Origin of the sequence: Micromonospora sp. NRRL B-16802, from assembly GCF_001279555.1 — a bacterium.
GTDB lineage: Bacteria > Actinomycetota > Actinomycetes > Mycobacteriales > Micromonosporaceae > Micromonospora > Micromonospora profundi.
The window spans coordinates 81,250-104,703 of sequence record NZ_LGEB01000052.1 but is presented as its reverse complement, the minus strand read 5'-3'; the positions used below and the strand labels follow the sequence as shown (position 1 = coordinate 104,703).

At 72.4% G+C, this 23,454-nt stretch carries 18 protein-coding genes; 6 read left to right on the top strand and 12 right to left on the bottom strand.

From position 1 onward, the window contains the following. Window positions 1-223: 223 nt before the first annotated feature. Window positions 224-3,259 carry a BTAD domain-containing putative transcriptional regulator gene (locus ADK66_RS10275; RefSeq protein ID WP_231639993.1) on the top strand — a complete coding sequence of 1,012 codons (3,036 nt, stop codon included), beginning with the start codon at window positions 224-226 and terminating at the stop codon, window positions 3,257-3,259. An 8-nt stretch (window positions 3,260-3,267) separates the two neighbouring features. On the opposite strand, the gene ADK66_RS10270 is transcribed toward ADK66_RS10275, so the two are convergent. The 8 genes from ADK66_RS10270 to ADK66_RS10235 all read right to left on the bottom strand — a co-directional run bounded on the left by ADK66_RS10270 (window position 3,268) and on the right by ADK66_RS10235 (window position 13,588). Then, window positions 3,268-3,822: a dihydrofolate reductase family protein gene (locus ADK66_RS10270; protein WP_053653837.1), complete on the bottom strand. Its 555-nt coding sequence runs from the start codon at window positions 3,820-3,822 to the stop codon at window positions 3,268-3,270. Between the two features lie 71 nt (window positions 3,823-3,893). Beyond that, entirely contained in the window at window positions 3,894-4,448 is a 555-nt protein-coding gene (locus tag ADK66_RS10265) for a hypothetical protein (RefSeq protein WP_053653834.1), read from the bottom strand. Between the two features lie 100 nt (window positions 4,449-4,548). Continuing rightward, window positions 4,549-6,393, bottom strand: a complete 1,845-nt coding sequence (locus ADK66_RS10260; protein ID WP_053653832.1) for a prolyl oligopeptidase family serine peptidase — start codon at window positions 6,391-6,393, stop codon at window positions 4,549-4,551. After that, window positions 6,394-8,172, bottom strand: coding sequence for an N-acetylglutaminylglutamine amidotransferase (locus tag ADK66_RS10255; protein WP_053653830.1), 1,779 nt, complete (start codon window positions 8,170-8,172; stop codon window positions 6,394-6,396). Between the two features lie 96 nt (window positions 8,173-8,268). Beyond that, a complete protein-coding gene (locus ADK66_RS10250) occupies window positions 8,269-10,938 on the bottom strand; it encodes a carboxylate--amine ligase/circularly permuted type 2 ATP-grasp protein (protein WP_197281481.1) in 2,670 nt (889 codons plus the stop codon). A gap of 297 nt (window positions 10,939-11,235) precedes the next feature. Next, window positions 11,236-12,621, bottom strand: a complete 1,386-nt coding sequence (locus tag ADK66_RS10245; protein WP_053653828.1) for a cellulase family glycosylhydrolase — start codon at window positions 12,619-12,621, stop codon at window positions 11,236-11,238. Window positions 12,622-12,758: 137 nt separating this feature from the next. Then, window positions 12,759-13,241, bottom strand: coding sequence for an SRPBCC family protein (locus tag ADK66_RS10240; RefSeq protein ID WP_053653826.1), 483 nt, complete (start codon window positions 13,239-13,241; stop codon window positions 12,759-12,761). Beyond that, the gene (locus tag ADK66_RS10235; RefSeq protein WP_053653824.1) at window positions 13,238-13,588 is read right to left on the bottom strand and encodes a helix-turn-helix transcriptional regulator; all 351 of its coding nucleotides are present in this window, start codon (window positions 13,586-13,588) and stop codon (window positions 13,238-13,240) included. Before ADK66_RS10235 ends, ADK66_RS10240 begins: the two co-directional genes overlap by 4 nt. A gap of 106 nt (window positions 13,589-13,694) precedes the next feature. On the opposite strand from ADK66_RS10235, the gene ADK66_RS10230 reads away from it, so the two are divergent. Then, the gene (locus ADK66_RS10230; protein WP_053653822.1) at window positions 13,695-14,672 is read left to right on the top strand and encodes an aldo/keto reductase; all 978 of its coding nucleotides are present in this window, start codon (window positions 13,695-13,697) and stop codon (window positions 14,670-14,672) included. A 68-nt stretch (window positions 14,673-14,740) separates the two neighbouring features. Here the strand turns inward: ADK66_RS10230 and ADK66_RS10225 are convergent, their stop codons facing one another. Continuing rightward, window positions 14,741-15,487 carry a YqjF family protein gene (locus tag ADK66_RS10225; RefSeq protein ID WP_053653820.1) on the bottom strand — a complete coding sequence of 249 codons (747 nt, stop codon included), beginning with the start codon at window positions 15,485-15,487 and terminating at the stop codon, window positions 14,741-14,743. Window positions 15,488-15,524: 37 nt separating this feature from the next. After that, a complete protein-coding gene (locus tag ADK66_RS10220) occupies window positions 15,525-16,685 on the bottom strand; it encodes a winged helix DNA-binding domain-containing protein (protein ID WP_053653818.1) in 1,161 nt (386 codons plus the stop codon). A 193-nt stretch (window positions 16,686-16,878) separates the two neighbouring features. Between ADK66_RS10220 and ADK66_RS10215 the strand changes: the two genes are divergently transcribed. Beyond that, window positions 16,879-17,823, top strand: coding sequence for an RNA polymerase sigma factor (locus tag ADK66_RS10215; protein WP_053653817.1), 945 nt, complete (start codon window positions 16,879-16,881; stop codon window positions 17,821-17,823). Window positions 17,824-17,936: 113 nt separating this feature from the next. Continuing rightward, window positions 17,937-18,815, top strand: coding sequence for an alpha/beta fold hydrolase (locus tag ADK66_RS10210; RefSeq protein ID WP_053653814.1), 879 nt, complete (start codon window positions 17,937-17,939; stop codon window positions 18,813-18,815). Between the two features lie 58 nt (window positions 18,816-18,873). On the opposite strand, the gene ADK66_RS10205 is transcribed toward ADK66_RS10210, so the two are convergent. Continuing rightward, window positions 18,874-20,448: a DHA2 family efflux MFS transporter permease subunit gene (locus ADK66_RS10205; RefSeq protein WP_053653812.1), complete on the bottom strand. Its 1,575-nt coding sequence runs from the start codon at window positions 20,446-20,448 to the stop codon at window positions 18,874-18,876. 340 nt (window positions 20,449-20,788) lie between these two features. On the opposite strand from ADK66_RS10205, the gene ADK66_RS10200 reads away from it, so the two are divergent. After that, entirely contained in the window at window positions 20,789-22,189 is a 1,401-nt protein-coding gene (locus ADK66_RS10200; protein ID WP_157552383.1) for an aldehyde dehydrogenase family protein, read from the top strand. Here ADK66_RS10200 and ADK66_RS10195 read toward each other — a convergent pair. After that, a complete protein-coding gene (locus ADK66_RS10195) occupies window positions 22,147-22,950 on the bottom strand; it encodes an AraC family transcriptional regulator (RefSeq protein WP_053653853.1) in 804 nt (267 codons plus the stop codon). The genes ADK66_RS10200 and ADK66_RS10195 overlap by 43 nt on opposite strands. Window positions 22,951-22,999: 49 nt before the next feature. Here ADK66_RS10195 and ADK66_RS10190 point away from each other — a divergent pair, with 49 nt between their 5' ends. Beyond that, entirely contained in the window at window positions 23,000-23,422 is a 423-nt protein-coding gene (locus ADK66_RS10190; RefSeq protein ID WP_053653810.1) for a DUF2000 domain-containing protein, read from the top strand. The last annotated feature ends 32 nt before the right edge of the window (window positions 23,423-23,454 follow it).

Sequence of the window (23,454 nt, the reverse complement as noted above, 5' to 3'; positions counted from 1 at the left end):
CCTCACCCCCGTCGCCCCGCCCCGTCCCGCTCCGCCCCGCTCCGCCCCGCCCCGCTCGTCGATCATGGAGTTGTGGTGGGGGACTTAGTGGATTTCTGCCGGTATTTCGACCACCACAACTCCATGATCGACGGGGTCGGAGGGGGTCGGAGGGGGCCGGGAGGGGTCGGGAGCGGGTCGGAGGGGGTTGGGAGCGCTTTTGGGGCCGCGGGGCGACGTTACGATGACCGCCGTGCAGTTCGGGGTGCTCGGGCCGCTCGCCGTCACCACCGACGCCGGCGAGCCGGTGGTGGTACCCGGCACCAAGGTGCGCGCCCTGCTGGCCGACCTGCTGACCAACCGCAACCGGGTCGTGTCCGCGGACCGGCTCATCGACGACCTGTGGGGCGAGGACTCCCCCGCCAACCCCGCCGGCGCCCTCCAGGTACGGGTGTCCCAGCTGCGCAAGGCGCTCAACGACGCCGAGCCCGGCGCCCGCGACCTTGTCGAGTCCCGACCACCGGGCTACCTGCTGCGGGTCGACGCGATCGACGCCGACAGGTTCGGCGAACTTGCCAGGTGCACCGACGTCGACCGGCTCACCGAGGCCCTCGCGCTGTGGCGCGGCGACGCCTACGCGGACGTGGCCGACGCCGAGTTCGTCCGGGCGGAAGCGACCCGTCTCGCCGAGCAGCGCCTCGCCGTGCACGAGCGGCGGGCCGAGGCCCGGCTGGCGCGCGGCGAGCACGACCTGGTCGCCGCCGACCTCGCCGAACTGGTCGCCCGGCACCCGCTGCGCGAGGGCCTGCGGGCTGTGCAGCTACGGGCGCTGTACGCGACCGGCCGCCAGTCCGAGGCGCTGGACAGCTACACCGACCTGCGCGACCGGCTCGCCGACGAGCTGGGTCTGGACCCTGCCCCGGAGCTTGTCGCCCTGCACCGTCGCATCCTCGAACAGGACGCCGACCTGAGCGCGCCACCGACGGCGACGACCACCCGCGACAACCTCCCCGCCCAGCTCGACGAGCTGATCGGACGGGCCGAGGCGCTGTCCGAGCTGAGGACCCTGCTGCCCCGGCAACGGTTGGTCACGCTGGTCGGGCCCGGCGGGGTGGGCAAGACGCGACTCGCCATCGAGGCGGCCCGTACCGTTCCCGGCGGCGTCCGCATGGTCGAGCTGGCGCCACTGCTCGCGGGGGACCTCGGCATCGCCGAACGGGTGCTCGGCGCGCTTGACGTGCGCGAGTCCCCCGGCACCAACCTCTCCGCCGTCGACAGGCTCGTCGCGGCGTTGCGGCAACGGCACCTGCTGCTCGTGCTGGACAACTGCGAACACGTCATCGAGCCGGTCGCCGAGCTGGTGGCCCGGCTGCTGCGCGACGTACCCGGGCTGAGCGTGCTGGCCACCAGCCGAGAGCCGCTCGGGCTGACCGGGGAGCTGCTCTGGGACGTACCCCCGCTGTCCGTGCCCGGCGACGGTGACCTGGACACGGTCCGGCGCTCGGCGGCGGCCCGGTTGTTCGCCGCCCGCGCCGCCGCGCAGCAGCGCGGATTCCGGCTCGACGCGCGCACGGCGCCGGCGGTGGCCCAGCTCTGCCGCCGTCTCGACGGCCTGCCGCTGGCGCTTGAGCTGGCCGCGACCCGGGTACGGGCGCTCGGCGTGCGGGGCGTGGTGCAGCGGCTCGACGATCGGTTCCGGCTGCTCGCCACACAGCAGCGGGACGTGCCGCCGCGGCAGCGGACGCTGACCGCCGTCATCGGCTGGAGCTGGGACCTCCTGGACGAGGCGGACCGGCTCGCCCTGGCCCGGCTCGCCGTGTTCGGCGACGGCTGCACGCCGGAGGCCGCCGAGCGGGTCTGCGGGAGCGACCTGGACACGCTGGCGCGACTCGTGGACCGGTCGCTCGTGGTGCTCGACGATGCGGGTGCGGCACCGCGCTACCGGCTGCTCGAATCGGTGGCCGCGTTCTGTCTGGACCGCCTCGCCGACGCCGACGCGGTCCGGGCACGGCACGCCGCCTATTACACCGGGTTGGCCGAACGCGCCGACCCAGGGCTTCGCGGTGCCGAGCAGCAGCGATGGCTTGCGGTGCTGGACGCCGAGACTGCGAACCTGCGCGCGGCGCTGGACAACGGCGGCGGGCTGCGCCTCGCTGTCGCGTTGAGCTGGTACTGGTACCTGCGCGGCCGGTTCACCGAGGCACGGCGGGCGCTCGCCACACGCGGCGACGAAGAGCAGGCGGCGCGCTCGGCACCCTGGCGGGTCGGCTTCGCGCTGTTGCAGGGCGACGAGATCCGACCAGCCGACGTACACGCCGCGGTGGCCGGTGGGACAGACGAACGGGCCGCCTGGTTCGCGGCGAACGCGGTGATCGACCACAGTGACCTGACCCTCGCGGCGGAGCTGCTGCCCACCACCGTCGCCGATCCGTGGACCGAGGCAGCGGTGCTCAGCTCCCGGGCCAGGATCGCGCACGCGATGGGTGACCAGGGCGCACTGGAGAGCGCCGCGACCCGCAGCGCCGCACTGTTCGCGAAGCTCGGCGACCGGTGGGGACGGCTCGTTGCGACCGAGTGGGTGGGTGGGCTCGCGGACATGCGCGGCGAGCACGAACGCGCCGCAGCCCTGTACCGGGAAGGGTTGCGCTGGGCCGAGGAGCTGGCACTGTGGCCGCAGGTGGGCAGCACGCTGTCCTGGCTGGCCTGGCTCGCGGTGCAGACCCGCGACTACGCGCAGGGCCGCGAACTCGCCGAACGCGCGTACCAGTTGGCGCTGGAGCAGGCCACGCCCAGCGCCATCGTCTTCGCGCAGATGAGCCTCGCTCTGGCGGCCCGCCGCGACGGCAAGCTCGACGTCGCCGTCACCCACCTGAGCCACCTCGTCGAGCAGGGCCGCGCCGAGCCCTGCCCGGCGTTGTACCTGCCGCTGGTCCTTGTCGAGCTGGGCTACGCGGTCGAACAGGACGGCGACCCGGACGCCGCGCTCGCCCTGCACGTCGAGGCGTTCGCGGCCGCCGAGGCGATCGCGTCGACACGGGACACGATCGGTCCCCTGGAGGGGATGGCGTCGGCGGTCCGCTCACCGGAGGCCGCCGCCCGGCTCCTCGGCGCGGCGGCCGCCGCCCGGCTGGTCACCCGGTCTCCCGCCTCTCCCACCGAACGGGACGAGATCGACCGGGTGGCCGAACGCCTTCTGGCAGTCCTGGGGCGGGAACGCTTCGACGCCCTGGTCGCCGACGGCATGGAGCTGAGCCCGAGCGAGGCTCGCGCTCAGCTCTGACCAGCCGGTCAGGCGGCAGTCCCCGGTCGGTACGTGGCGATGATGACGCCGCTCCTGTGCACCCGGGTGCCGATCAGCTCGAAGGACACCGGGACGTCCTTCAGTGGGGCGGTGAGGCTGGCGCCTCCCTGGAGCACCGGGCAGATCCAGAACCGGACCTCGTCCACCAGCCCTGCGTGGACCAGCTGCGCGGTGACCGAGCCGTAGCCGTACTGGATGATGTCGCCCCCGTCCTGGGCCTTGAGCCGGGTGACCTCCTGCACCAGATCACCCTGGAGCACCTCCGTGTTGTTCCAGGTGGGGTTGGTGAGGGTGGTCGAGGCGACGTACTTCTTGACGTTGTTGAAGTAGGCGGCACCCGTGCTCGGGTCGCTCTCGTCCCGCTGCGGCCAGGCGGCGGACATGCCGTCGTAGGTGACCCGGCCCATCAGCATCGCGTCGGCCTCGTCCGTCTGCGAACCGGCGAAGGCGGCTGCCTCCTCGTCGAAGTACGGCATGGTCCACGTCGGGTTCTCGATGACGCCGTCGAGGGTGATGTAGGTCGAGTTGATGAGTTTGCGCATCGGATTCTCCTGGCTGTCGGTCGTGCTCCGGTGACATCCAGGAGCCTGCCGGCCCGCGCTTACGATTCGCTTCAGGTGCCCTTACCGGCGTCGGCGACCGGATCGGTGAGCGGGATCGGCAGCGCCTGGGTGTCCGCCGTGCCGCCGCCAGCGGAGTGGGCCGGCGCGGGACGGTCGCTGGTGCGGCTGTGCAGGCGTCCCCGCCCGGCCGGCCCGGCACGCCGGGTCACCTCGACTGTCACCATCCGCACCGGCGGTGGCGGTGCGGTGAAGCGTCCGACCCCCCAGCGCACCCAGATGGGGATCCGCCCGGCGTCCGCCTCCGCCCGCAGCTTCTGCACCGTCCGCGCCCGGTCGGTGTGATCGACCTCCACGACGACCGGCGGGCCGTCCGGGCGGGCGCACGCCACGTCGAGTACGGAGTGCCGCTCCTGCATGGGCGGCGGCAGCGGCACCACGCTTGGCGCCCGCCGGTAGACCCGCCAACCCTGCGCCTGCGCCCAGCGCACCACCGCGTCGATGACCCGTGCGGTGACCTCGTCGGTGTCCAGGTCGACGAACGTCAGATCGGCAAGCTGACGGCCCAGGTCCGCGGCCAGCCGCTCGCCCTGCGCCGTGTCGTCCACCGGCGCAGGATAACGCCTCGACCGAGTGCGGCCACGGCCGCGGCGAGGTGCTGGGACGCCTCAGCCCACCGTCGCGATGGCGGCGAGGTGCCCGGACGTCTCAGCCGACAGCGGTCGCGGTGACGGCGAGGTGCTGGGCCAGCCACGCGGTGGTGGCCGTGCGGGCGGCCTCGGCCTTGTCGCGGGCCAGGAAGTCGTGGCCCTCGCCGGCCAGGACCAGATGCCCGTACGGGACGCCGCGAGCGGCGAGGGCCTGCGCCACCTGGGCCGACTCGCCGGCCGGCACGTTCGTGTCGTTGGCGCCGTGGATGAGCAGCACCGGCACGTCGAGGCGGTCCAGGTGGGTCATCGGCGACAGGTCCCGCAGCAGCTCGGCGTCGCGCACCGGGTCGCCGTACTTGCTGACGGCGGCGGCGGCGATCCACGGCTCCGTGCCGGCGAAGAACGTCCGGAAGTCGGAGATGCCACACTCGGCCACCCCGGCGGCGAACAGGCCGGGAAAGTTCACAAGCACCGCGAGGACCAGGTAGCCACCGTAGGAGCGCCCCAGGCAGCCCAGCTGACCCGGCCGGGCCACGCCGCTGTCGAGCAGGAAGTCCGCGCACGCCGCCACGTCGGCGATCGCGCCGTACCGGCCGGCGAGGTTGTCGGCGGCCACGAAGGTACGCCCGAAGCCGGACGAGCCGCGCACGTTCGGCGCGAAGACCGCGACGCCCTGCGCGACGAGGGCCTGGAACAGCGGGTTGTAGCAGGGGCGTTCCTGCGCCTCCGGGCCACCGTGCAGGCTGATCGCCGTCGGCCAGGGGCCGGGGCCGGGCGGCCGGTACAGCCAGCCGGACAGCGGCATTCCGTCGCGCGCCCGCAGGTCCACCAACTGCGGCGCGACTCCACCACCGCCGGCGCGTGTGGCGGCGGCGTCCGGCCGCAGCGGACGCGGCGCGGCTGTCGCCGGGTCGACGAGCCAGACCTCCCGGGGCTGCACCGGCCCCTGCGCGGTGAGGCAGAGCAGGTCGCCTCCGGCGGCGAAGACCGCGCCGTCGAGCACCTCCCCCGGCGCCGCGACGGCCCGCTGCACACCGCCGGGAAGGTCGAACAGGCTCAGCTCGCTGCGCCCGCCGTAGGTGTTCCACAACAGCGCTGCGCGACGCCTGTCGGCGCTGACCGCGACGTACTCCAGCTCGGCGTCCGGTCGTCCGGCGAGCCGCACCGGCGCCGGCTCGTCCCGGGTCAGGTCGACCCGCACCAGCGCGGCCAGTTCGCTGAACACGTCGGTGCGGGCCAGCACGCTCGTCCCGTCCGGGCCGAACCAGCCCTGGTCGGTGCTGCCCCGGCCGGTGTCCGGCAGCAGCCGCCGCCGCTCGCCGGTCGCCACGTCCAGCATCTCCAGCCAGCGGGCGTTGCGCGGGCCACGGCGCAGCAGGGCGGCGCCGGCATCCGCTGTGACGTCCAGCAGGCTGAGCAGGTCGTCCTCGACAAGCACCCGCCGCTGCCCGGTCCCCGCGTCGATCAGCAGCGCCGTACCCCGCTCTGCGGTCTCGGTGACCGCCATCAGCGCGCCGCCGGGCAGCCACCCGGACAGGGACGCCGAGTGGCGGCCGAAGCCGGCGACCTGCCGGCGGCGCGTACCGTCGGGGCGCAGCACCCACAGCTCGGTGCGGGGCGCTCCGCCGGGCGCGACGACGCACGCAAGCCACTGCCCGTCCGGCGACCAGCTCACCGCCAGGACCGGCTCGTCGCCGGTCGGCACCGCGACGGCTTCGGAGGCGTCCACGTCGCGGACCCAGACGCCGGGCGTCCCTGCCCGGTCGGACAGGAACGCCACCCGCAGGCCGTCCGGGGAGGGCGCGGGTGCGAAGTCCTCGCCGACCGGTGGCGACGGCAGCAGCCGGCGACCGGTCGGGCGGCCCCGGCGGGTGGTACGCGGCGCCTCGGTCCGTGCCCTCATCTAAACCCCGATCCGCTGCAACCAGAGCTCCAGCAGCCCGAGCTGCCAGAGCGCGTTCGAACCCAACGTGGTCCGCCGGGCGTTCGGCGCGTCCAGCAACTCCTCCAGGTAGTCCTTGCGGAACAGGCCCCGCTCGCGTGCCTGTCGCGCGGTCAGCGCGTCGCGGACGTCGTCGAGCAGCGGGCCGGAGAGGTGCCGGATCGCGGGGACCGGAAAGTAGCCCTTCGGGCGGTCGATCACCTCGTCCGGGACGATGCCCCGGCTCGCCGCCTTCAGCACGCCCTTGCCGCCGTGCGCCAGCTTCAACGCCGGCGGGCAGGCGGCGGCCAGCTCGACCACCTCGTGGTCGAGGAACGGCACCCGCGCCTCCAGCCCCCAGGCCATCGTCATGTTGTCCACCCGCTTGACCGGGTCGTCGACGAGCATCACCAGGCTGTCCTGGCGCAGCGCCGCGTCCAGCGCGGTGTCCGCGCCCGGCGCGGCGAAGTGCGCGGTGACGAACTCCAGGCTGGCGTCGTGGTCGAGCATCCACTCGGGCGCCAGCTGGTCGGCGAGCGCGTCGTGGCGACGGTCGAAGAACACCCTGACGTACGCCTCGACGGCGTCCTCGCGGGCCACGTTCGCCATCGGTGGGTACCAGTCGTAGCCGGCGAAGATCTCGTCGGCGCCCTGACCGGACTGCACCACAGTGATCCGCTGCGACACCTCCTCGGAGAGCAGGTGGAACGCCACGCAGTCGTGGCTGACCATCGGCTCGCTCATCGCCCCGATGGCCGCGTGCACGGCCGGCACGAACCGGTCGCCGCCGATGCGGATCTGCTGGTGGTCGGTGCCGAACTCGCGGGCCACCAGGTCGGAGTAGTGGAACTCGTCGCCGCTCTCCCCCGCCTTCGCCTCGAACCCGATGCTGAAGGTGGCCAGCCCGGTCTGGCCCTGCTCGGCCAGCAGGGCGACGATCAGGCTGGAGTCGATGCCGCCGGAGAGGAGCACGCCGACAGGCACGTCGGCGACCATCCGGCGACGTACGGCGGTGCGCAGCGCGGACATGATCCGCTCCTGCCACTCGTCCGCGGACATCGGCGGCGCGGCCGCGCGGGTGAACTCCGGCCGCCAGTAGACGGTGTCGGTGCTGCGACCGTCGCCGGTGATCACGCGTACGGTCGCCGGGGGCAGTTTGCGGACGCCGGCAAGGATGGTGCGCGGCGGCGGCACCACCGAGTGGAAGCTCATGTAGTGGTGCAGTGCCACCGGGTCGAGGTCGGTGTCCACGCCACCGGCGGCCAGCAGCGCCGGCACTGTCGAGGCGAAGCGGATCCGGCCCGGCGTCTCGGCGAGGTAGAGCGGCTTGATGCCGAGCCGGTCGCGGGCCAGCACCAGCGTGGACGTGGTCAGCTCGACCAGGGCGAAGGCGAACATCCCAAAAAACCGCTCGACGCACGCCGTCCCCCACCGGTGGTACGCCTTGAGGATCACCTCGGTGTCCGAGGTGGACCGGAAGGAGTAGCCGGCGGCGGTCAGCTCGTCACGCAGCTCCTGGTAGTTGTAGATGCAGCCGTTGAAGACCAGGGCCAGGCCCAGCTCGGAGTCGACCATCGGTTGGGCGCCGGCGTCGGACAGGTCGATGATGCGCAGCCGGCGGTGCACGAGCGCCGCCGGCCCGTGCCGCCACCGCCCCTCGCCGTCCGGCCCCCGGGAGGCGAGGGCGGGGAGCATCCGCTCGACGGCCGCCATGTCCGGCGGCGCCCCGTCGAGGCGGAACTCGCCTCCGATACCGCACATGGCTCACCTCTCATCGGCTCGGGTCGCTCGGGCCGCTGACCGGTCCAGGGTTGGCTGGCCGGGTTGCGTCCCGATGACATCAAGGTCAAGCGTGGGTTACGCGGGTGGTTGATCGGCTCCGCCGAGCAGCCAGGTGTCCTTCGACCCACCGCCACGGGACGAGTTGACGATCATGCTGCCGGCCGGCGCGACCCGGGTCAGCGCCACCGGCGCCACCTCGGCCGTGTCACCGAGGAAGACGAACGCCCGCAGGTCGACGTGCCGGGGTGCGAGGGCGGTGCCGTCGAACACCGGGTGGGTGGTCAGCGAGATCACCTCCTGGGCGATCCACCGGTGCGGCGCGGCGAGGATCTGCTCCCGGACGGCGTCCAACTCCTCCGCCTCGGCGCGCGGACCGATCACCACGCGGTCCCCGCCGTACCCGTCGACGGGCTTGAGCACCAACTCGTCCAGCCGGCCCAGCACGTCGGCGCGCTGCTCGGGCAGCCCGCACAGGTACGTCGGCACGTCCGCGAGCAGCGCCTTCTCCCCCAGGTAGTACTCGATGAGCCGCGGCACGTACGCGTACAGGGCCTTGTCGTCGCCGACGCCGTTGCCGAGCGCGTTGGCCAGGGTGAGCCGCCCCGCGTGCACGGCGGCGAGCAGTGGCCAGCCCAGCGGCACCCCGTCGGCGCCCGGCGCGTGCAGCAGCGCCTCCTCGTCCATCCGCAGGTAGATCACGTCGACCTGGCTGCGGCGGCCCTCGCGCACCAGGCACACCCGGCCGTCCTCCACCAGCAGGTCGCTGCTCCCGATCAGCGGCACGCCCATCTCGTCGGCGAGCAGCCGGTGCTCGAACCACGCCGGGTCGCCGGGGCCGCTGCTGAGCACCACCACGGCGGGGTCGTCGGCGGCGGCTGGCGCGGCGGCGAGCAGCGCCCGGTGCAGCATCGCAGGTGTCTCGTCGGCGGGCAGCAGGTCGTCGGGCACCGGCAGCTCCGGCAACACCGCCCGGGTCAGCCTGCGGTTCTGCACCGCGTAGCCGAGACCCGAGGGAACCCGCAGGTTGTCCTCCAGCACGTACCAGCCGCCGTCGGGGTCGCGCACCAGATCCGTGCCGGACACCTGGGCGCGGGTGCGGCGGCGACCCATCAGCGCGCCGGTGGGTCGCAGGCCGGGTGAGGACTCCACCACCCAGGCCGGCACCACGCCGTCGGCCACGACGGCCCGCTCGCCGTAGACGTCGCGGAGGAAGGCGTCGAGCGCGCGGGCGCGCTGCACCAGGCCGGCGCGCAGCGCATTCCAGTCGGCGGCGGGCACGACCCGGGGCACCAGGTCGAACGGGAAGAGCCGGGTGCTCGCCTCACCGGCCACGCTGAAGGTCACGCCCCGGGCACGCTGCTCCTCGTCGCGGTCGTGCTCGCGTTGGCGCAGACCGACGGTGCCCAGGCCGCGCAGGGCGGCGAGCAGCGGCCGGTACGCCGGCTCCGGTCCGTCCGGGCCGAAGACCTCGTCGCCGGCGTCGACGTACGTGGGCAGGGCCGGCGGTGGCGGTGCACCCGGGCCGGGGGCGCCGGTCCGGCCCCGGGTCTCGTCGAGCAGCAGGTCGACCACGTCGGCCAGTCGGCCGCGCCGCTCGTAGGCCCGTCGCTGCCTGGCGGCGGAGCTGCCGCGCGCCAGCGCGTAGCGGGTCAGCTCGCTTATCTGTTCCCAATCTCCCGTCGCCTCCAGCTGCGGGCGCAGGTCGGTCACCAGGCGGCGTAGCGCCTCGGCGGCCGGCACCGGCCGGGCCGAGCGGGGCAGGTCCAGCAGGTCGCCCTCCAGCCCGGAGCGGGCGGCCCGCCACACGGCGGCGCGCAGCACCGGCGGGCGTACGGCGGTGCGCTCCACGCCGGCGCGAAGCGCGGCGACCTCCCGGCGGACCAACGCCCGGAACAGGCCGGTGAGCAGGACGATGATGTCCACGTCGGAGTTGGCGTCGGTGATCCGCAGCTCCACCGTCGGCACGTGCGCCGACGGCCGCACGTCGAAGTAGATCATGGCGGGGTCGGTGATGGTCTCCGAGGAGATCAGCTCGGCGACAAGCGCCTCGTGGTCGGCAGCGCTTGTCACCTCGCCCGGGTCGCCGGCCGTGGGCCAGCGTTGCCACACCAGCGAGCGGACGCTTGCGTAGCCGCTGTCCTGACCCATCCAGTACGGCGAACTGGTGGACAGCGCGAGCAGCAGCGGCAGCCACGGCTGGACCCGGCGGGTGACGGCGACCGCCAGATCCCGGTCGGACACCCCGACGTGCACCTGCGCGCCGCAGATCAACTGCTCCCGGGCGAGCATCTGGTACTCGTCGAGCATCCGCCGGTAGCGGGAGGTGGGGGTGACACTCGGGTCGCCGTCGGCGCGCAGCGGCACCGTACCTGCCGCCACGATTCCCAGCCCGGCCCGGTCGGCTACCTGGACGGCCGACTGGCGCAGCCGGGTCAGCTCGGTACGGATCTCGTCCAGGGTGCGGCAGACGGCGGTGTTGGTCTCCACCACGCTGCGGTGCAGTTCGGCGGTGAACGACGTGGCCGGCAGCCGGTCGAGCAGTTCCCCGGCCCGGGGCACCAACTCGCGGGTGTGCAGGTCGACGACGTGGAACTCCTCCTCCACACCGATGGTGGCGAGGTCCGCCGGATCGGCGTCGTCGACCGGCGTGACCGGCTGGGCGCGGGATGCGGGCACCGCCCGGCCGTTGCCGGACCGGCCCAGCGGCCCGTCGAACGTCGCCGCGTTCGTGGTGTTCTCGACCATGGTCACCCCGGTTCGCGTATCGGTGTGTCGACTTGTCCGACGAGCGTTCCCAGGATTGGTACCGGGAGTGTTTCCGGCGCGTTAAGGTGACGCACCGTTCTGCCCGGGCCGCTCTGCCGCGCGGGCCATCGGGTGTCACCCGCGCGCGGGCCATCGGGTGTCACCCGCGCGCGGGCCATCGGGTGTCACCCGGGTCGACGCCTGCTATGTCCAAAGGACATGCCGGTGAGTCAGCACTCTGACTCACCGGCATGTCGCACGATTCCTGCCGTCGATCGCGATTGATCGCGACCGAGGTCACCTCATGTTGGCGACCACGAACGGCGCGTGGCCGTGCAGGTAGTTGTCCCATCCGCCGGTGACCGGCGCACCCGGGCTGAGCAGGTTCGTGGTGTCGGTGCCGACGTCGAGCTTCCAGGCCGTCCAGGAGATGCCGTTCGCCTTCATCCAGTCCATCCAGGACTGCGCCTCCGGCAGGCAGGCCCGGCCGTCGAGACCACCGTCGGCGTGGCTGGCACCCCACTCGGTGACGAACAGCGCCAGGCCGGCCCGGATCGCCGCGTCACCCTTGGCGCGCAGCGACGCGCCGTGGGTGCACGAGTAGAAGTGCAGCGTGTACATCAGGTTGGTGCCGGACACCGGGCTGGCCGCCGCGACGTCCACGTCCTGCGACCAGGTCGGGGTGCCGAGCACCACGATGTTGTCCGGGTCGGCGGCGCGGATCGCCGCGACAACCGCCTGGTGGTACGGCTTGATGACGTTCGTCCAGCTCACCTGCAACGGCTCGTTGTAGGGCTCCCAGATGACGTTCGGCAGGTGGCCGTAGCGGCGGGCCAGGTCACCGAAGAAGGCCACCGCCTGCGACTGGTTGTTCTGCGCCTCGTGCGCGTGCCAGTCGACGATCACGTACACCCCGGCGGTGACCGCGTTGTTGATGATGGTCTCCACCTGGTTGCGCGCCCTGGTCGGGTCGCTGAGGTACGCGCCGGCCGGCTCCACACCCATCGCCGCGCGGATCACCTGAAGCTTCCAGTTGTCGCGCATCCAGGTCAGCGCGGACAGGTTCTCGGCGTACGGGGCAGTCTCCCAGTTGAGCCACATGCTGCTGATGCCCCGCAACTGCACACGCGCGCCGGACTTGTCGCACATCGTCGTGCCGCACACCCGCAGCTGCCCGTGCCGCTCGACGGGCGTGCCGGTCGTCGGCGGCGGACTCGTGGGCGGCGGGGTGGTCGGTGGCGGTGTCGTGGGCGCCGGAGTGGTCGGCGCGGGAGTGGTGGGCGTCGGAGGCGGGCCGCCGGCGCAGGCCGCGCCGTTGACAGTGCAGTTGACGGGGGTGCCGGAGCCGTCGACGAGGAAGCCGAACGCCGTCGACGCCCCGGCGGCCAGGGTGCCGTTCCAGGACAGGTTGGTGAAGGTGTAGCGGCTGCCGGAGGTCGTCTGCTGCGCGTTCCACGACTGGCTGATGCTGGAGGAGGCCGGCAGGTCGAACTCGACGCGCCAGCTGGTGATCTGTGCCGACGTGTTGTTGGTGACAGTGACCTGACCCTGGTAGCCACTGCCCCAACTGTTCGTCACGGAGAACACGGCGGTCGCCGCACTCGCCGGCGTGGCCGCGATCGCCACCGCGCCGGCTATCAGGCCGGCGACGGCCAGCGACGTGACAAGTCTCAGTGTGCGCATGCTGAACCCGCTTCGGATCGACGGTGATGGTCTGAGGCGGGGCGGCGCCAGAGCCGACAATATCGATCTTCCACGATGTGTTCAAGGCGTGCGGCCGGTCTTCCGCTCGCCGGGGACAGCTGAGCGGTGTGCGCCGCTCAGCGCACCTTCATGAGATCGACAAGTTGGTCCAGCGCAGCGCCCCATCCCTCGTGGAAGCCCATCTCGTCGTGCGACTTCTTCGCCGACTCGTCGGCGTGGATCGCGACGGCTGTGTACTTCGTGCCCGCGCCGTCCGGCTCGATCCGCACCACAGCGGTGAACGGGAAGCCGTCCTGGGCGATCTGCGGACGGAAGCCGGGCCCCAGGCCGGAGGTGAAGACCAGCGTCGAACCCTCGTCGACCACCAGGATGCAGCCGCTGTTCGGGTACTCCTCGCCCTCGGGCGAGCGCATTGTCGTGTCGAATCTGCCGCCGGGCCGCAGGTCAATCTCGCAGGCGACTGTCGACCAGGGCTTCGGGGTGAACCACTGCATGATCAGCTCGGGCGTGGTCCAGGCCCGCCAGACCAGCTCCGGCGGCACGTCGACGGTGCGCTCCAGGACGAGATCGAGGTCGGGATTCACTGTGTAGACGGTCATCGTTCTTGCTCCTTCAGGTCGTAGAGAAGCGAATCGAGTTGGTCGAGGCGTCGGGTCCATCGCGCGCGCTGCGCGGCGAGCCAGGTGTCGAGGTGCTCCAGCGGCTGGGGCGCGAGCCGGTAGGTGCGAACTCGGCCCGTCTTCTCCGACGTCACCAGACCGGACTGTTCGAGGACGTGCAGGTGCTGCGTGAACGACGGCAGCGCCATGTCGAACGGACGAGCCAGGTCACTGGTCGTGGCCGGCCCTTGGGTGAGGCGCTCGACGACCTGGCGGCGGGTGGGGTCGGCCAACGCCTGGAACACGCTGTCGAGAACGCTGCCGCCCTCCCCCGCATACTTAGCCATGCGCCTAACTATGCACCGAGACATTACTTAGGTCAAGGCCTAAGTATTGCGACCTGGGGCGGGTCACGGATCGCCGGACGCCGGCACCGGTCGTAGCGTAGGGCGTATGCGAACCACCACGCTGGGCAGTGCGGGACCCGAGGTCGGCGTCATCGGCCTCGGGTGCATGGGCATGAGCCACGGATACGACATCACCGGTCCCCGCGACGACGACACGTCGATCGCCGTGATCCGACAGGCGCTGGACCTGGGTGCCACGCTTATCGACACGTCCGACGTGTACGGGCCGTACACGAACGAGGATCTGGTGGGGCGGGCGCTGGCCGGCGGCCACCGGGAGCGGGCCGTCCTGGCGACCAAGGTCGGCCTGGTGACCACCTCCCCCACCGGCGGCCCCGGCAACTCACCGAAGATCGGCAACGACGGCCGGCCGGAGCACATCCGCGTGGCGATCGACGCCAGCCTGCGCCGGCTCGGCACCGACCACGTCGACCTCTACCAGCTGCACCGCGTCGACCCGCAGGTGCCCATCGAGGAGTCCTGGGGTGCGATGGCGGAGGTCGTCGCGGCGGGCAAGGCGCGGCAGATCGGCCTGTCCGAGGTGACTGTGGAGCAGATCGTGCGGGCTCAGACGGTCCACCCGGTGGCGTCGGTGCAGTCGGAATTGTCGCTGTGGACCCGTGACCCGTTGACCGAGGTGCTGCCGTACTGCGCGCAGCAGGGCATCGCGTTCCTGCCGTTCTCGCCGCTGGGCAGGGGTTTCCTCACCGGCCGGTTCACGTCCTTCGACGACCTGCCCGCCGACGACTTCCGCCGTGGCCTGCCGCGTTTCCAACAGGACGCGCTGCGCGCCAACCTGGCCATCGTCGCCCGGGTCCGCGAGATCGCCGACCGGGCCGGGCTCAGCCCCGCGCAGGTCGCTCTCGCGTGGGTGGTCGCCCAGGGCGAGCAGGTCATTCCGATCCCCGGCACGAAGACCCCGAAGTACCTTGTGGACAACTGCGCGGCCGGCGACGTGCGGCTCAGCGCCGAGGACCTGGCCGACCTCGACGCCCTGCCCGCGCCCGAGGGTGGACGCTACTGACCATCGCCGCCCTGACGCCGGGCTGGTCGCGGACCACACTGGTCCGCGACCAGCCCGACCCGCCGTGGTCAGGCGGGCCGGGCGTCGGCGTCCACCGGTGGGCCGAACCGCACGCCGACGCCTGGGGAATACAGCACGCTGACCGGAGGCCCGGCCGGTGTCGGCAGCCCGGCGGCGGTGACCAGTTCGTCGTCAAGGTGCAGCAGTTCGGCGCGGTGCAGTGGCCAGCGCGGATGCCAGTTCGGCAGGTGCAGCGTGCGCCCGTACGCCCGGGTGTGCAGCCCCCAACGGGCCGTGACGAAATGCTCAAGCGGCGTCGGTTCGGCGATCGCCTCCCCCACCCGAACCACCATCCGGCTCGTCGTGCCTGCCGGGCCGGGCCAACGTCGCCGGCACCGGTAGGTGAGCCGGTCACCGTCGCGGTCCACCCCCATCGAGGACCAGAGGTACGGCAGGCGCAGCGTCGCCTGGGCGACAAGCACGGGAACGAGGCGGGACGCGTCAAGCGACCGGAACACCACAGCACGCCGTCCGTTGGCGTCGACCGAGTAGAGCCGGACGTTCGTCTCCCAGAACGTGCCGAAGTACGGCACCGCCGGCCCACGGCCGAAGCCCAGCCCCACCATCCGAAAGCCGATCAGACCGACGTAGGTGACGCCGTCGATGGTGTCCGGCCGGGTCCCGACGGGCAGCAGCGGCGCGACGGTCTCCGGGGTGACCGCCCAGTGCAGGAACGTGAGGTCCTCCCAGCGCTGCCGTAGGACCGCCCACGGGAACGACTGTCGGGGCGCGATGTCGACCGGCTCGATGTCCACGCTTCCATCCTGACTCAGGGCTCGGGCGGGACCGGCATCAGGCGTGCGGGCCGACGCTCACCGTGCCAATGGTCAGCGCCGCCCTGCCCTCCAGGATCTGGCCGACCCGATCGACCTCGTCCTCCAACTCCCGCCGCCGACCCGGGTCGAGTGCCTGCAACGGCTCGACAGTGACGTGGATCGCGCGGCCGGAGCGGCGTTGGTGCCACACGCCCGAGACCACCCCGTCGACAAGCAGCACCGGAAAGTTGCCGGCCTGGCCACGAGCCAGCGCCCGCTCGGCCGCGACGCCCGGATAGAGCCGCTCGCGCGGATGGCAGCCAACCGCGTACGCGTCGAAGTAGGGCAGGAGCCGCAACCCGGACGGCGGGTCGGTCGGGAAGTCGGTGTCGTTGGCGGCCACCCATGCCTGCGCGCCCTCCACTGTCACCTCGGCCAGGTCGATGGAGTCGAACAGCGACGTCGCCCACCGCACCGGCGCCGCGAGCCACTTGGCGAACTGCGCCGGGGTGGCTGGCCCGTAGGCGAACAGATATCGGCGGGCGAGATCGGTCAGGGCGGCGTGGCCGGCCATCGGTGCGAAGCCGGGGAGCCAGCGCGTCGGGCTGGTGTAGGTGATGGCGCGACCCCGTGTCGGGCCGAAGCAGATCACCCCTGCCCGGCTGGCGGTCGCCATCGCCGCCATCCACCGCGGCCACAGGTCCTGGAATGCCTCCATGACCCGCTCACCGGCCCACGGGCCGGTGCGGGCGACGATCTCCTCGGTCAACTCGGCGGTGGTCAACTCGGCCTCGGCCAACGCGTCACCGATGGCGGCGAGGACCTGCCCGGTCTGCTCGGGCGTCAACAGGTGGCGGCTCTGCTCCCACGACGGAGGCGGTATCGCGGTGAGCGCGCCGATCCACATCGGCAGGTCCGCGGCGGCCAGCAGGTGCACAGTCCCGCGCGGTCCACGGGTCTTGACCAGGGTGCGGTCCGTCCAGAGCGCCTGTCGCACAAGGGCGCGGGTGGCACCAGGCACCCGGAGCCCGATCGACAGCTCGGCGGCGGAGGCGACCTGGGCGTGCGCGCCGCACATCGCGGACACCACATCGGCGACGCCCTCGGCGCCCGGTGGCGACTCGGGTGACGTCCGCGCCGAGAGCCCGTGCCGGGCGAGACGCCGGGCCGACACCTGCGCCCAGCTCAGGTCGGTCATCGCAGGCTCCCGCGGTGGGCGTGGCTGTCGGCGCGGATCCCCATGACGCCCACGCTATGGCCGGGGTACGTCAGTTTCCGGCCGGCACCAGCTGACCCGGACCGCGCACCATCACCCGCCGTACGCTGGTACGGGCGATGCGGCCGACCAAAACGCCCAGAACGCCACAAGCGGAACGCCAGGGGGCGCGATCGTGACACAGGGTGACGCGGAGCTGGTCCTGCTCGCGCAGGCGGGCGACGCGGCGGCGCTCGGCGCGCTGCTGGCCCGGCACGAAGCAGCCATGCGGGCCGTGGCGGTGAGCGTGCTCGGCTACGGTCCGGACGCCGAGGACGCGGTCCAGGACGCCGTCGTCGTCGCGCTACGTCGCATCGGTGACGTCCGCGACCCGGCCGCCGTCGGCCCGTGGCTGCGCATGATCGTCCGCAACAACAGTCGGACGGCACTGCATCGGCCCCGCCCGGTCCCGGTGGCCGAGCCGGAGTGGTTCGCCGGTCCCGCCGACACGCCCACCCCGGAGCAGGCACTCGACCGGGGAGCGATGCGCGACTGGGTGTGGCACGCCATCGGGCAGTTGTCCGAAACTGATCGACTCGTCACCCTCCTGCGGTATTTCAGCGACGCGTCCTCGTACGAGCAGATCGCCGCTGTCTGCGGCGTGCCCGTCGGCACCGTCCGCAGCCGCCTCAACCACGCGCGCCGGGCGCTCGCCGGCGGTCTACGAACGGCGGCGACCGCGGCGCATGCCGACGTCACCGCCGCGAACGAGGCCCGGTGGCGCGACGGCCGCGACGTGATCGCCACGGCGATGCGCGGCGACTTCGACAAGGTGGTCCGGGACAGTTGGTGGCCGGACGCCGAGATGATCGTGCCGGGTGGCCGGCGCGGCGGCCGTGACCTCGCGGTCGCCGGCATGACCCGCGACCTGACCGCCGGGGTACGCCAGCGGCTGCGCAACGTGGTGGCCAGCGGTGACGTGCTGATCTGGGAGACCGACCTGATCAGCCCGCCGGACGACCCGGAGCACTGCCCTCCCGGTGCGCTGTGGCTGCAGGTGCTGCGTGCGGGCCGGGTGCGCCGGCTCACCCTCTTCCACCCCGTCCCGGCGCGCGGGGCCCGCCCACCGGCGCTTGTCTGAGGAAGTTTTCCCGACCGGGCGAACTTTCCGCCCGACCCCCGCATCTGGTCTGCGACCAGTCATCACCTGCCGCGTCGGCACGGCCGCGCGGCTCATCGATCGGGGAAAACTCCATGGGTTCCACAGGCCACGACGTCGGCGCGCTCACACGCCACGAGATCAGCGTCGGTGGCGTCCGGCAGGTCTACCACGTCGCCGGCACCGGCCCGATCTGCGTGGCGCACTCCGGCGGCCCCGGCATCGAGTGGGCCTACCTGCGGATGCCGCGCCTGGAAGAGCACTTCACGATGGTGTACGTCGAGCCGGTCGGCACGGGCGCCTCCGGGCGGCTCGACGACGCGTCCGACTACCGTCTCGACACGTACGTCCGGTTCCTCGCCGCCGTCGTCGACGACCTCGGCGAGCCCAGGGTGCACCTACTCGGGCACTCACACGGCGGCTTCGTCGTCCAGCGGTACGCGCTGGCGCACCCGGACCGGGTCGCCGGTCTCGCCCTGTACGACACCTCGCCGGTCACCGGCGCCGAGTTCTGGGGCGAGGCGATGGCCAACCTCGGCGCGTACCCGCTGCGGCACCCGCACCGGCCGGAGGCGGCGGCGATCCCGGCTGCCTTCGGGCAGATCGGCGGCGCCACCGACGACGAGACGTTGGGCGCCGCGCTGCGTGCCGCCGTGCCTGCCTACTTCGCGGACTTCTGGGGCCGGCAGGACGAGTTCGCCCCGTTCCAGGCCGCCGTGCGGATCTCGGCGGCGCCTGCGGACGCGCAGGACCCCACGCCCTTCGACGTACGCGACAGGCTCGGTGAGATCACCGTGCCCGTCGTGGTGATCGTCGGCGCGTACGACTTCATCTGCGGGCCACGCTGGGCCGAGCAGTTGCACGACGGGCTCAAGGATTCGCGTCTGGTGCTGCTGGAGCGCAGCGGGCACTTCGGGCACATCGAGCAGCCGGCGGAGTTCGCTCAGGCTGTGGTGGAGCTGCTGCACCGCTGAAACGGCGCACCGCCGCGCCCGACACCGTGATGGGCGTCGCGCGCGGCGGTGCTGTCGCTCAGTGGATGATGACAGGCGTCTTGACCTGCTCCCCCTGCTCGTCGTCGAGTTGCGCCCGCTGACGCCGACGCGGCAGCAGGGCGGCCGGGATGAACGTGAGCACCACAAGCCCGAACGCCACCCAGAACGTGTGGGCGAACGACTTCGCGGCGAAGTCGAGCCCGCGCTCGATGATGGACGGGTCGACCTGCTGGAGCAGCTCCGGCCGCTGCTGGGCGGCGATGGCCAGCCCCGCCTCGGTGAGCGGAGCGCCGCTCGGGTCCACCGCCCCGGGGATCGGCCGGGAGCCGTTCAGCTCGTTGGTGAGGATCACCGACATGACGGCGGCGCCGACCGAGCCGCCGATCTGCTGGAGGATGTTGACGAGCGTCGAGCCACGCGCCACCTCCTGCGCCTGCAACGTCCGCAACGCCGACGTCATGATCGGCATCATGGTGCCGCCCATGCCCAGACCCATCACGAACAGCGACGCGCCGAGCACCCAGTACGAGGTCTGCGCGTCGACCTGCGTGAAGCTGAAGAACCCGATCACGATCAGCGCCAGCGCGAACGGCACGGTACGGCCGATGGGCACCCGGTCGGCGAGCGTCCCGGCGATCGGCATCGTGATCATCGCGCCGAGCCCCTGGGGTGCGATGAGCAGACCGGCGGCCAGCGTCGACTCGCCGCGCACCTGGAGGAAGTAGCTCGGGAACAACAGGCCGGCGCCCATGAACGCGATGATGAACACGAACAGGGTCACCGAGGCGATCGTCAGGTTGCGGTTGCGGAACAGCCGCAGGTCCAGCAGCGGGTGCCGGGGCCTGAAGGAGTAGAGCACGAACGCCACCACAAGCGCGCCGCCGACGAGCATCGGCGCCCACACCTTGGTTTCGGCGAACGTGCCCGTCTCCGGCAGCGACGAGACGCCGTAGAGGAACAGGGCGAGGCCGGGCGAGAGCATCAGCATGCCGAGGAAGTCGAACGACTCCGACGGCTCGGGCGCGTCCTTCGGCAGGGCCATCTGCGCATAGATCAGGGCGACGACACCGATCGGCAGGTTGATCAGGAAGATCCAGTGCCAGCTCGCCACGTCGATCAGCCAGCCGCCGAGGATCGGGCCACCGATCGGCCCGAGCAGCATCGGGATGCCGAGGACTGCCATAAGGCGGCCGATCCGGTGCGGGCCGGCCGCCCGGGTCATGATGGTCATGCCCAACGGCATGAGCATGCCGCCGCCGAGACCCTGCAGCACGCGGTAGGCGATCAGTTCGCCGATCGAGTCGGCGGTGGCGCACAGCCCGGACCCGATGGTGAACAGCGCGAGCGCCACCATGTAGAGGCGTTTGGTGCCGAACCGGTCGGCTGCCCACCCGCTGAGCGGGATCACAGTGGCCAGCGCCAGCGTGTAGCCGGTCATCGTCCACGCGACGCGCGCGTAGGTCGCGTCGAACTCGCTCTGGAACGTGGGCAGCGCCACGCTGACCACCGTCACGTCGAGGATCGACATGATCGCGCCAAGGACGACGACGCCTGCCACCTTGAGAACTGCGGCGTCGAGCTTGTCCGAGGTCGCGACGGATTGCTGTGTCACAAACTCTCCTGAGGTCGGTTGAACACGCGTTGGTCGGCGGTGGCGGTGCCGCGCCTACCAGGCGCAGGGCGCGGCGTAACAGGACGACGACGCGCGCAGGCAGACTATCCGCCGGTTGTGACGTCGCGCCGCTGGGTTTCGTGACGCCGAGCGGTGACGGATCCGTTCGGCCGTTCGATTACGGCCGGTTGTCGGGGTGTCAATCAGTTGGCGAGGCGATCGAGCCGTCTGCCAGCACCGAACGGCAGGCGACCCGAGGCCCAAGCGCTCAGCCAGGGACCGCGAATCCGTGGATCAACCGCACCTGGTTGGGGGTTCAGGCCGGTGTCACGGTCGGTGCATGACCACTTCCACCCACACCGTCACCGGCCACTGGATCGGTGGCGAGACACTCGCCGGCTCGGCCGGCACCCTTCCCGTCGTGAACCCGGCGACCGGCGACGTCGTCGCCGAAACCCCGGCCGGCACCGCCGCCGACGTCGACCGGGCCGTCGCCGCCGCCCGGGCGGCCTTCCCCGACTGGGCGGCGACCGCCCCGGCGCAGCGGGCCGAGGTGCTGCGCCGCCTGGGCGCCGGCCTCGCCGCCCGCCAGGAGGAGATCGCGGCGGTGATCACCGCCGAGATGGGCTCCCCGATCGGGATGTCCCGGACCGCTCAGGTCGCCTTCCCCGCCGCGGTGATCGAGTCCGTGGCCGGCCTGGCCGACGACTTCGCCTGGACCGAGGAGGTCGGCAACTCGCTGATCGTCCGCGAGCCGATCGGCGTGGTCGGCGCGATCACCCCGTGGAACTTCCCGCTGCAGCAGATCGTCTCCAAGCTGGCGCCGGCGCTGCTCGGGGGCAACACGATGGTCTTCAAGCCGTCCGAGAACGCCCCGTTGACCGCGCGGATCCTCGCCGAGGTGGCCGCGGAGGCGGGCGTACCGGCGGGCGTGTTCAACGTGGTGTACGGCACCGGGGCGGTTGTCGGTGAGGCGATCTCCGCCCACCCGGACATCGACATGATCTCCTTCACCGGCTCCACCCGGGCCGGACGACGCATCTCCGAGGTGGCGGCGCAGACCGTCAAGCGGGTCACGCTGGAACTGGGCGGCAAGGGCGCGACCATCATCCTCGACGACGCCGACCTGCCCTCGGCGGTCACCACGGGCATGCTGATGGCGTTCGCCAACGGCGGGCAGGTCTGCGGCGCGTGGCCCCGGATGCTGGTGCCCGCCTCCCGGCAGGACGAGGTCGTCGCACTGGCCGTCGAGGCGGCCCGGCAGCACACCGTCGGCGACCCGACCGACGAGACCACCCGAATCGGGCCGATGGCGTCCGAGGCGCACCGCCAGAAGGTGCTCGGGTACATCGAACGGGGCATCGCCGACGGTGCCCGCCTCGTGCTCGGTGGCCCGGACCGGCCCGCCGGCCTGCCGAACGGCGCCTACGTCCAGCCGACGATCTTCGCCGACGTCGACCCGACGTCCGCGATCGCCCAGGAGGAGATCTTCGGCCCGGTGCTGACGATCATCCCGTATGCCGACGAGGACGAGGCCGTGGCTATCGCCAACGGCACGCTGTACGGGCTGACCAGCGGCGTCTTCGGAGAGCCGGAGCACGCGCTGGCGGTCGCCCGGCGGCTACGCGTGGGCCAGGTCGACGTCAACGCCGGCCACTGGGCCACGACGCGCCGGACGGTCGCCGTGCGCGCGGCCGTTCACCGGGGCGGCCCGTACCGGGCCGGGCTGACGCCCAGGTGACGCCGGAAGTGCCGGGTGAGGTGAGCCTGGTCGAAGAACCCGGTCGCGGCGGCGACCTCGGCCGGCCGCTGCCCCGCGAGGAGCAGCCGACGCGCCAGCTCGACCCGGCGACCGGTCAGGTACGAGTGCGGCGGCAGCCCGTGCACGTGGGTGAACGTACGGACCAGGTGGGTCGGGTGGGCGTGCAGCAGCTCGGCGGCCTCCCGCAGGGTGACGCCCTCGACCGTCCGGGCGTCCAGCAGCTCACGCAGCCGCGTCGCGAGGCTACGCGCCGCCGGCTGCGCGCCGGCCGGAGAGTTCAGCCGTAACCGTTGGCGCAGCCGGTCCAGGATGAGCGCCAGCCGGCTGTCGGCCTCGAACTCGTCGCCCGGAGCGGCGAGCACCTCGTGCAGGCGGTGGACGCGGTGCCGTAGCTGCGGATCGGCGAGGTCCGGACGGTCGACCGCCCGGCCGACCAGCTCGGCGTCGAGCGCCGTGGTGTCGAGGTACAGGACCCGCTTGCGAAAGCCGTCCGGTGTGGCGGAGCGGCCGTCGTGCGCCACGTACGGCGGGAGCAGGGTGACCGACGTCCGCAGCGCGCCGTGGTGGTGCCGGTCCAGGTCGAAGTGGACCGCGCCGTCGTCGACGATCAGCAGCGTCCACACGTCGTGGGTGTGCAGCGGGTACGCGTGGTCCACGAAGTGGGCGTGGAAGACCTCGGTGACCCCGGCGACGGCGGGTCGCCACGCGCTGACGTGGGAGCCTGCCGCCCGGGTGGCCACGCTAAGAACGTACAAGACCCGGCGGTGCCGGGCGGGCAGGCTCGACGTCATGACCGAACCGATCCGCTTTCCCACGAAGATCGCTGTGCTGCTCCGCGACGACCTGGCCGGCTGGCAGCGGCTGAACGTCACCGCCTTCCTGGTCAGCGGCGTCGCGAACGCCGAGCCGGAGTTGCTCGGCGAGGGGTACCGCGACGCGGACGACACCCGGTACCTGCCGATGTTCCGTCAGCCCGTGCTGGTCTTCGCCGGTGACCGGGCCACGCTTACCAGTGCACACTCTCGCGCGCTCACCCGCGGGCTACGCCTGTCGATCTTCACGCACGAGCTCTTCACCACCGGGAACGACCGGGACAACCGGGCCGCGGTGCAGGCGGTCGGCCGCGAGAAGCTCGACCTGGTGGGGCTGGCCCTGCACGGGCCGCGCACCGTGGTCGACAAGGTGCTCAAGGGCGCGACCATGCATCCCTGACCACACCCCGCCGCGGGCCGGCGCCGAGTCCC

What these genes read in the sequence shown, in the direction of transcription:
- ADK66_RS10275 (WP_231639993.1), top strand. Translation starts at nt 224, where the DNA reads ATGACCGCCGTGCAGTTCGGGGTGCTCGGGCCGCTCGCCGTCACCACC.
- ADK66_RS10270 (WP_053653837.1), bottom strand. Translation starts at nt 3,822, where the DNA reads ATGCGCAAACTCATCAACTCGACCTACATCACCCTCGACGGCGTCATC.
- ADK66_RS10260 (WP_053653832.1), bottom strand. Translation starts at nt 6,393, where the DNA reads ATGAGGGCACGGACCGAGGCGCCGCGTACCACCCGCCGGGGCCGCCCG.
- ADK66_RS10255 (WP_053653830.1), bottom strand. Translation starts at nt 8,172, where the DNA reads ATGTGCGGTATCGGAGGCGAGTTCCGCCTCGACGGGGCGCCGCCGGAC.
- ADK66_RS10250 (WP_197281481.1), bottom strand. Translation starts at nt 10,938, where the DNA reads ATGGTCGAGAACACCACGAACGCGGCGACGTTCGACGGGCCGCTGGGC.
- ADK66_RS10245 (WP_053653828.1), bottom strand. Translation starts at nt 12,621, where the DNA reads ATGCGCACACTGAGACTTGTCACGTCGCTGGCCGTCGCCGGCCTGATA.
- ADK66_RS10240 (WP_053653826.1), bottom strand. Translation starts at nt 13,241, where the DNA reads ATGACCGTCTACACAGTGAATCCCGACCTCGATCTCGTCCTGGAGCGC.
- ADK66_RS10235 (WP_053653824.1), bottom strand. Translation starts at nt 13,588, where the DNA reads ATGGCTAAGTATGCGGGGGAGGGCGGCAGCGTTCTCGACAGCGTGTTC.
- ADK66_RS10230 (WP_053653822.1), top strand. Translation starts at nt 13,695, where the DNA reads ATGCGAACCACCACGCTGGGCAGTGCGGGACCCGAGGTCGGCGTCATC.
- ADK66_RS10220 (WP_053653818.1), bottom strand. Translation starts at nt 16,685, where the DNA reads ATGACCGACCTGAGCTGGGCGCAGGTGTCGGCCCGGCGTCTCGCCCGG.
- ADK66_RS10210 (WP_053653814.1), top strand. Translation starts at nt 17,937, where the DNA reads ATGGGTTCCACAGGCCACGACGTCGGCGCGCTCACACGCCACGAGATC.
- ADK66_RS10200 (WP_157552383.1), top strand. Translation starts at nt 20,789, where the DNA reads ATGACCACTTCCACCCACACCGTCACCGGCCACTGGATCGGTGGCGAG.
- ADK66_RS10190 (WP_053653810.1), top strand. Translation starts at nt 23,000, where the DNA reads ATGACCGAACCGATCCGCTTTCCCACGAAGATCGCTGTGCTGCTCCGC.